Annotated in this window: 1 protein-coding gene; it reads left to right on the forward strand. The window is 62.6% G+C overall.

Features of this window, described 5'->3' with window-relative positions:
* Positions 1-262: EF-Tu C-terminal domain-related protein (locus R0J87_RS21610; protein ID WP_498888866.1), on the forward strand; the 262-nt coding region annotated here is incomplete at both ends.

Here is a 262-nt window from a genome sequence, read left to right on the forward strand (position 1 = left end):
GTGCAAGCCGGGTTCCGTGACCCCGCACACCAAGTTCGAAGCTGAGGCCTACATCCTCACCAAGGACGAAGGTGGCCGTCACACGCCGTTCTTCGCGAACTACCGTCCGCAGTTCTACTTCCGCACCACCGACGTGACCGGCACCGTGACCCTGCCGACCGGCACCGAGATGGTGATGCCGGGCGACAACCTGAAGTTCGAAGTTGAACTGATCGCCCCGATCGCGATGGAAGACGGTCTGCGTTTCGCCATCCGCGAAGGC

This window comes from Halomonas sp. SIMBA_159, from assembly GCF_046536035.1.
GTDB lineage: Bacteria > Pseudomonadota > Gammaproteobacteria > Pseudomonadales > Halomonadaceae > Vreelandella > Vreelandella venusta_A.